Here is a 9,233-nt window from a genome sequence, read left to right on the forward strand (position 1 = left end):
CTGCGCCGCGGCCAGCCGGAATCGGTGACCCTGGCGACGGGGCTGGCCCGTTTCCACGTGCAGGGCGGCAGCATCGAGTGGAGCCGGTATCTGCCGGCCGCGGCCCGGGTCGAGCTGCCCACGTATGCCTTCCAACGCCGCCGCTACTGGCTAGACAACGCCGAACCCGCCGACCCGGCCGCGGTCGGTGCCCTGCCCGCCGGGCATCCGCTGCTCGGCGCGCTGGTTTCCCTCCCCGGCGTGATCGACACCGTCCTGATCGGACGGTTGAGCCTGCGCAACCACCCCTGGCTGGCCGACCACCGGATCACCGGCACGGTTCTGCTGCCCGGCACCGCGTTCGTGGAACTCGCCCGGCATGCTGCCGAACTGCTCGGTGACCACCGGCTGGACGAGCTGACACTGGAGGTGCCGCTGGCGCTGCCCGCCCAGGGCGGCCTCGCCCTGCGGGTCGGCATCGGAGAACCCGACGACGTCGGCCGCCGCAGCATCGAGGTGTATTCCCGGCCGGAGGATCCCGCACTGCCCTGGACCCGGCACGCCACCGGTGTGCTGTCCGAGGACACCGACACCACCGACGACACTGACGGCGCGGATCTCGTGCAGTGGCCCCCGGCCGGTGCCGAAGCCGTCGCCCTGGACGACTTCTACCCCCGGCTCGCCGAGACCGGCCTCGGCTACGGCCCAGCCTTCCAGGGCCTGCGTGCGGCCTGGCGGCGCGGCGACGAGATCTTCGCCGAGATCGCCCTGCCCGACCAACAGCGGGGCCAGGCCGCGGAGTTCGGCCTGCACCCGGCACTGCTGGACGCGGCGCTGCACGCCCTGGCCCTGCGCGGCGACGACGGCCTGCGGTTGCCCTTCGCCTTCCGCGGCGTCCGCTGGTACGCCGCGGGCGCGGCCGCGCTGCGGGTCCGGCTCACCGCCACCGGGGACGACGCGGTCCGGGTGGACCTCGCCGACGACAGCGGCGCCCCGGTCGGCACCGTCGAGCGTCTGGTGCTGCGTGCCCCGACCGGTGAACTGCGCCCGCCGGCGCGGCTGGACTCGGTGTACCGGCTGGACTGGGCGCCCGCTCGCGCGGGGCAGCGCCGGGACACCGACGCCGACGTGCTGTTCCGGGTCGAGGGCACCCCGGTGGCCGAGCGCACCACGGCCGTGCTGGAGTGGGTGCGCGGCTGGCTGGCCGAGGAGCCCGCGCCGGGTGCTCGGCTGGTCCTCGTTACCCGCGGTGCCGTTGCCACGACCGCCGAGGAGGTGCCCGACCCGGCCGGCGCGGCCGTGTGGGGCCTGGTGCGCTCGGCGCAGGTCGAGTGGCCCGACCGGTTCGTGCTGCTGGACACGACCGACCCCACCGTCACGGACGCGGAGCTGACCGCGGCGCTGGCGGTGACGGATGAACCGCAACTGGCGGTGCGTGGCGGGCGGGTGTTCGTGCCGCGGTTGGGCCGGGTGTCCGAGGTGGGTGGGGGTGTGCCGTGGTCGGCTGGGGGCACGGTGCTGGTCACGGGGGCGAGTGGGGCGCTGGGGCGGTTGGTGGCGCGGCATCTGGTGGAGCGTCATGGGGTGCGTGGTCTGGTGCTGGCTTCTCGGCGGGGTGGTGAGGCGCCGGGGATGGCTGAGCTGGTCGCGGAGCTGCGTGGGCGGGGTGCCGAGGTGGCGGTGGTGGCGTGTGACGTGGCCGAGCGGGAGGCGGTGGCGGCGCTGCTGGCCGCGCATCCGGTGACCGCGGTGGTGCACGCCGCCGGGGTGGTGGACGACGGTGTGGTCACCGGCCTGACCGAGGAGCGGTTGCGCGCGGTGCTGGCGCCGAAGGTGCTGGGCGCACAATGGCTGGACGAGCTGACCCGGGACCGGGACCTCACCCGGTTCGTGCTGTTCTCCTCCGCCTCCGCGACCCTCGGCAACGCCGGGCAGGCCGCCTACTCCGCCGCCAACGCCCACCTGGACGCACTGGCCAGGCAGCGCCGCGCCGCCGGGCTTCCGGCCACCTCGCTGGGCTGGGGCCTGTGGGAGCAGCGCAGCGGCATCACCGGTCGGCTTGCCGAGGCAGACCTGGCCCGTATCGCGCGCAGTGGCATCGCCGCCCTGTCCACCGAGGAGGCCCTCGCGCTGCTGGACGCCGCCGTCGGGCTCGACGAGGCGGCCGTATTGCCGATGCGGCTGGACACCGCCGCCCTGCACCGGCTGGATCCGCTGCCCGCGGTGTTCACGGGCCTGGTTCGCGGTCGCCGCCCCACGCGGCAACGGTCAGGCTGGGCCGAACGGCTGCGCACGCTGCCCGCACCGGAGCGCCGCCGCGCCGCCCTGGACCTCGTGCGCACCCAGGCAGCGGGAGTGCTGGACCTGGCCGGGGCCGAACAGGTCGGGGACGAGCGGTCCTTCGCCGACCTCGGTTTCGACTCGCTGACCGCGTTGGAACTGCGCAACCGGCTCGGCGCCGCCACCGGGCTGCGGCTGCCCACCACCCTGGTGTTCGACCACCCCACCCCGGCCGCGCTGGCCGGGTTCGTACTCGCCGAGGCCGGTGACCTTCGGACCGGACCGGAACCCACTGCCCCCGCGCCGGCGGCCGCGGCGGACGAGCCGATCGCGATCGTGGGCATGGCGTGCCGCTATCCGGGCGGGGTGGGCACGCCCGAGCAGCTGTGGGAGATGCTGGCCGCCGGCCGGGACGGAATTACCGGGTTCCCCGCCGACCGCGGCTGGGACCTGGCCGGACTTCCGGTCGGACTCGGCGGTTTCCTGCCCGGCGCTGCTGATTTCGACCCGGCGTTCTTCGGGATCTCGCCGCGCGAGGCACTGGCCATGGACCCGCAGCAGCGGCTGCTGCTGGAGCTGTCCTGGGAGGTGCTCGAACGCGCCGGGATCGACCCGTCGTCGTTACGCGGCAGCCGTACCGGTGTGTTCGCCGGGCTGATGTACCACGACTACGCGACCAGGCTGGCGCACGTGCCCGAGGAACTCGAGGGTTACCTGGGCAACGGCAACCTGGGCAGCATCGCCACCGGCCGGGTCGCCTACACCTTCGGGTTCACCGGCCCGGCTGTCACCGTGGACACCGCCTGCTCGTCCTCGATGGTGGCGCTGCACCTGGCCGCCCAGTCCCTGCGCTCCGGCGAGTCCACCCTGGCGCTGGCCGGCGGCGTGACGGTGATGTCCAGCCCCACCCCGTTCCGCGAGTTCGACCGGCAGCGCGGCCTGGCCGCCGACGGCCGCTGCAAGTCCTTCTCCGCCGACGCCGACGGCACCGGCTGGTCCGAGGGCATCGGGATGCTGGTGCTGGAGCGGCTGTCCGACGCGCGCGCCAACGGCCACGAGGTGCTGGCCGTCGTGCGCGGTTCGGCCGTCAACCAGGACGGCGCCTCCAACGGGCTCACCGCGCCCAACGGCCCCTCTCAGGAGCGGGTCATCCGCGCGGCGCTGAACGCCGCCGGTCTCTCCCCTTCGGACGTCGACGCGGTGGAGGCGCACGGCACCGGCACCTCCCTGGGCGACCCGATCGAGGCGCAGGCCCTGATGACCGTGTACGGGGCCGACCGCGACCGGCCGTTGTGGCTGGGGTCGGTCAAGTCCAACATCGGCCACACCCAGGCCGCCGCAGGGGTCGCCGGGATCATCAAGGTCGTACAGGCGATGCGGCACGGCCTGCTGCCGCGCACCCTGCACGTGGGCGAACCGACCCCGCACGTGGACTGGTCGGCCGGCGAGGTGCGGCTGCTCACCGAGGCGATCGACTGGCCTCAGACCGAGGTCCGTCGCGCGGCCGTGTCGGCGTTCGGGGTCAGCGGCACCAACGCGCACGTGATCATCGAGCAGGCCCCGGCCGCCGAGCCCACCACGGTGCCCGCCGTGCCCGAGGCGCTGCCGGTGCCGGTGCTCGTGTCCGGCCGCAGCGCCGACGCGCTGCGCGCCCAGGCGGCCCGGCTGCGTGAGCATCTGCTCGCCGAGTCCGGGGTCGCCGTCACCGAGGTGGCGCGGGCTGCGGCGCTGTCGCGTGCTGCTTTGGAGCATCGGGGTGCGGTGGTGGCTGGTGGGCGGGATGAGTTGCTGGCGGGGCTTGCGGGGTTGGCGCAGGGGGTGCCGGGGGCGATTCGTGGGGTGGCGGGTCGGGGTGGGTTGACGGGGTTTGTGTTTTCGGGTCAGGGGTCGCAGTGGTCTGGGATGGGCCGGGAGTTGGTGGAGCGGTATCCGGTGTTCGCGGAGTCGTTCGAGGACATCTGTGCGCGGCTGGAATCGGTGCTGGGCCGCTCGGTGCGTGCCGTGATTCTGGACGGTGGTGAGCAACTCGATCAGACGGTGTTCGCGCAGTGTGGCCTGTTCGCCATTGAGGTGTCGTTGTTCCGGTTGCTTGAGTCGTTCGGTGTGGTGGCGGATTTCGTGGTGGGGCATTCGGTGGGGGAGGTGGCGGCGGCGCATGTGGCGGGGGTGTTGTCGCTGGAGGATGCGGTCACGTTGGTGTGTGCGCGGGCGGGGCTGATGCAGGAGTTGCCGGCGGGTGGGGCGATGCTCGCGGTGAACGCCGCGGAGGCGGAGGTTGCCGGGGTCCTGTCGGGTGAGGTGGGGATCGCGGCGGTCAACGGGCCTCGTTCGGTGGTGGTGTCGGGTGCGGAGTCGGCGGTGGCCGGGGTCGCGGAGCGGGCGGGGGAGCGGGGCTGGCGCAGCACGCGGTTGCGTGTCAGTCATGCGTTCCATTCGCCGTTGGTGGAGCCGGTGCTGGATCGTTTCCGTGACGCTGTTGCGGGTGTGGCTTTCGCCGAGCCGCGTATTGCGTTCGTGTCGACGGTGGAAACCGGTCTGGCGCCGGTGGGCGTGGATTACTGGGTGCGTAATGTCCGGGACACGGTGCGCTTCGCCGATGCGGTGGGGTATCTGCATGCGCAGGGTGTGACGCGGTTCGTGGAGATCGGTCCGGACGCTGCGCTCAGTGCCGTAGGACCGGGGTGTCTGCCGGAGGACACCACGGCTGCCTTCATTCCCCTCCTGCGCCGCGACCAGCCGGAATCGGTGACCCTGCCCACCGGGCTGGCCCGCTTCCACACGCACGGCGGCACGGTGGACTGGGCGGAGTACCTGCCCGCCGCGCCCCGCGTCGAGATGCCCACGTACGCCTTCCAACGCCGCCGCTACTGGCTCGACAACGCCGAACCGGCGCGCCGGGGCGGCCACCCGATGCTGAACTCGGCCGTGGAGTTCGCCGAGGAGGACGGGTTCCTGCTGTCAGGCCGGCTGGCCACGTCGGCGCAGAGCTGGCTGGGGGAGCACACCGTGCTCGGCGCGACCGTGGTGCCCGGCAGTGTGTTCGTCGAACTGGCCCTGCACGCCGCCGCGGAGGCCGGCGCGGGCGAGGTCGCCGAACTGACGCTTCAGGCGCCGCTGGTGCTGCCGGAGGACGGCGCAGTGGAGGTGCAGCTGCGGGTCGGGGCGCCCGGCGCGGCTGGGGACAGGCCGCTGACCGTGCACGCCCGCCCGGCCGGGGACCCCGCTCCGTGGACCTGCTACGCCCGCGCCGTGCTCGGCCCCGTGGTGGCCGCGCCCCAGGCCGAGCCGGTCGCCTGGCCACCGCCGGACGCCACCGCGCTGGACGTCGGCTCGGCCTACGCCGAGTTCGCCGCCACCGGCCTGGAGTACGGCCCGGCGTTCCAGGGCCTGCGCGCGGCCTGGCGGCGCGGCGACGAGATCTTCGCCGACATCGCCCTGCCCGAACTCACCGACACCGGCCGCTACGGGCTGCACCCCGCGCTGCTGGACGCGTCGCTGCACGCGATGCGCTACGTGCACGAGGACCACGGTGACCGCACGCTGCTGCCGTTCGCCTGGACCGGGATCGCGCTGCGCCGCGCCGGCGCGTCCGCGCTGCGGGTGCGGATCACCCCGGTTGCCGCCGACGCGGCCAGGATCGAACTCGCCGACCCGGCGGGCGTCCCGGTCGGGGTGGTGGAATCCCTCGCCGTTCGGCCGGTCTCGGCCGAACAGCTCGGTCACCACGAAGTCCTGTACACCGAGGACCTGGTGCCCGCGACCCTGCGGGGCGGCCCCGAACCGACTGTGCTGACCTGCGGCGATCTGGCCGAGCTGGCCGGGCGTGAGCTGCCCGAGGTGGTGGTGCTGGCGGCCGGGACCGAGGCCGACCCGGTCGCCGCGGCCGGCCGGGCCCTCGGCGCGGTGCGCACCTGGCTGGCCGAGGACCGCTTCGCCGGTACCCGGCTGGCGCTGCGAACCCGGAACGCGCGCACCGACGCGGCCGCCGCCGCGGTCTGGGGCCTGCTGCGCTCGGTGCAGCAGGAGCACCCGGACCGCTTCCTGCTGGCGGACGTCGAGGGCACGGACGGCACGGAGATCCCCGCCGCGGCGTGGAATGTGCCCGGCGGGCAGCTGGTACTGCGGGACGGCGTGGTCCTCGTGCCGCGGCTGGCCGGTGTCCCGCTGTCCAGGATCACCGACCGGGACGGCGCGGCCTGGGACCCGGGCGGCCCGGTGCTGATCACCGGCGGGCTGGGCGCGCTCGGCGCGGCTCTGGCCCGGCACCTGGCCGCCGACTGCGGGGTGCGCGAGCTGGTGCTCACCGGTCGCCGCGGCCCGGACACCCCGGGCGCGGCCGAGCTGGCCGCCGAACTCGCCCGACTCGGCGCCACCGCGCGGATCGTGGCGTGTGACGTGGCCGAGCGGGAGGCGGTGGCGGCGCTGCTGGCCGCGCACCCGGTGACCGCGGTGGTGCATGCGGCCGGGGTGGTGGACGACGGTGTGGTCACCGGCCTGACCGAGGAGCGGTTGCGGGCGGTGCTGGCGCCGAAGGTGCTGGGCGCGCAATGGCTGGACGAGCTGACCCGTGAACGCGAGCTGACCGACTTCGTGCTGTTCTCCTCCGCCGCCGGGGTGCTCGGCGCGGCCGGGCAGGGCGCCTACTCGGCGGCCAACGCCGCACTGGACGCGCTGGCCCGCGGCAGGCACGCCGCCGGGCTTCCGGCCACCTCGCTGGCCTGGGGGTTGTGGGAGCAGCGCAGCGGCATCACCGGCGGTCTTGCCGAGGCCGACCTGGCCCGCATCGCCCGCGCCGGGCTGCGGCCGCTGGCCACCACCGAGGCGCTGGAGCTGTTCGATCTGGCTCGCACGGTCGACGAACCGGTGCTCGTACCCATGCGACTGGACCGGGCGGCCGTCCGCTCCGGCGGGCCGGTCCCGGCGGTGTTGCGCGGCCTGGTCCGGCAAGCCCCCGCCCCGCCCGCCGGCATCGCTCCCGCGCCCGCCGACGCGCTCACCGCGCTGTCCGGACCGGACCGGGAGAAGGCGCTGCTGGCGCTGGTTCGCGCCGAAGCGGCCGCAGTGCTGGCCTACGACTCGCCGGTCGCCGTGGCGGACGACCGGACCTTCGCCGAGCTCGGCGTCGACTCGCTGGCCGCGGTGGAACTGCGCAACCGGCTCACCGCGGCCACCGGCATCCGGCTGCCCGCCGCGGTGGTGTTCGAGTACGCCACCCCGGTGGCGCTGGCCGCGCATCTGCACGAGTCCATGCCCGCCGTGGACGGCACGCCGGCCACCTCGTCGCTTGCCGAGCTCGACCGGCTCGAAGCGGCGTTGGCGGACGCCGACCCCGGCGCCGTGGACCGGTCGAAGCTGCGCATGCGGCTCACTGCGCTGCTGGCCAAGTACGGCGGTGAGGGGCAGAGCGGCTCCGCGCCGGAGCAGGACCTGTCGTCGGCCTCCGACGACGAACTGTTCGACCTCGTCGACGACCTCGGCGCCAGCTAGGGGCAGGGAAGGGAATCCGCGTGGCAAACGAGGACAGGCTCCGGGACTATCTCCGGCGCGCACTGGCCGAGGCGCAGAGCGCTCAGCACAGGCTGGCCGAGATCGAACAGGCCCGGCGCGAGCCGATCGCGATCGTGGGCATGGCGTGCCGTTATCCGGGCGGGGTGGGCACGCCCGAGCAGCTGTGGGAGATGCTGGCCGTCGGCCGGGACGGGATCACCGGGTTCCCCGCCGACCGCGGGTGGGACCTGGCCGGACTTCCGGTCGGCCTCGGCGGCTTCGTCGCCGACGCCGGGGAGTTCGACGCCGGCTTCTTCGGGATCTCGCCGCGCGAGGCGTTGGCCATGGACCCGCAGCAGCGGCTGCTGCTGGAGACCTCCTGGGAGGCGTTCGAACGCGCCGGGATCGACCCGACGTCGTTACGCGGCAGCCGTACCGGTGTGTTCGCCGGGCTGATGTACCACGACTACGCGACGCTGACGGACAGCGTGCCCGCGGAGTTGGAAGGCTTCATCGGCAACGGGAACGCCGCCAGCATCGCCACCGGCCGGGTCGCCTACACCTTCGGTCTCGAAGGACCCGCCGTCACCGTGGACACCGCCTGTTCCTCGTCGCTGGTCACCCTGCACCTGGCGGTGCAGTCGCTGCGCTCCGGGGAGACGACGCTGGCGCTGGCCGGCGGCGTGACCATCATGTCCACCCCTGGCACCTACGTGGAGTTCGACCGGCTCGGTGGGCTGGCCGCCGACGGCCGGTGCAAGGCGTTCGCCGCCGGTGCCGACGGCACCGGCTGGTCCGAGGGCGTCGGCATGTTGCTGCTGGAGCGGCTGTCCGACGCGCAGCGCAACAACCACCCGGTGCTCGCCGTCATCCGCGGCTCCGCGGTCAACCAGGACGGCGCCTCCAACGGACTGACCGCACCCAACGGCCAGGCGCAGCGCCGAGTGATCATCGAGGCGCTGACCAACGCGGCACTGTCCCCCCGGGACGTCGACGCGGTGGAGGCACACGGCACCGGCACCTCGCTGGGCGACCCCGTGGAGGCGCAGGCCTTGCAGGCCGTCTACGGGGCCGACCGCGACCGGCCGTTGTGGCTGGGGTCGGTCAAGTCCAACATCGGCCACACCCAGGCCGCCGCGGGCGTCGCGGGTGTGATCAAGGTCGTGCAGGCGATACGCCACGGGGTGCTGCCCCGCACGCTGCACGTCGACACCCCCACCCCGCACGTCGACTGGGCCGGTGGCCCGCTGGAGCTGCTCGCCGAGTCGCGGCCCTGGCCGGAGACCGAGGTCCGTCGCGCGGCCGTGTCGGCGTTCGGGGTCAGCGGCACCAACGCGCACGTGATCATCGAGCAGGCCCCGGCCGCCGAGCCCACGACGGTGCCCGTTGTGCCGGAGCCGGTGCTCTCGTTGCCGGTGCCGGTGGTGCTCTCCGGTCGTAGCGCCGACGCGCTGCGTGCCCAGGCCGCCCGGTTGTGTGAGTTCGTC

General features: G+C 74.3%; 2 protein-coding genes. Both read left to right on the forward strand.

Going from position 1 to position 9,233, the window contains the following annotated elements; translation table 11 throughout:
• The first annotated feature begins 24 nt into the window (after nucleotides 1–24).
• The gene (locus tag AC067M_RS45625; RefSeq protein WP_478702888.1) at nucleotides 25–7,746 is read left to right on the forward strand and encodes an SDR family NAD(P)-dependent oxidoreductase; all 7,722 of its coding nucleotides are present in this window, start codon (nucleotides 25–27) and stop codon (nucleotides 7,744–7,746) included.
• A 20-nt stretch (nucleotides 7,747–7,766) separates the two neighbouring features.
• A partial coding sequence (locus AC067M_RS45630) for a type I polyketide synthase (RefSeq protein ID WP_478702889.1) occupies nucleotides 7,767–9,233 on the forward strand: 1,467 nt, incomplete at its 3' end.

It is taken from the genome of Streptomyces sp. NPDC043427 (genome assembly GCF_056436655.1).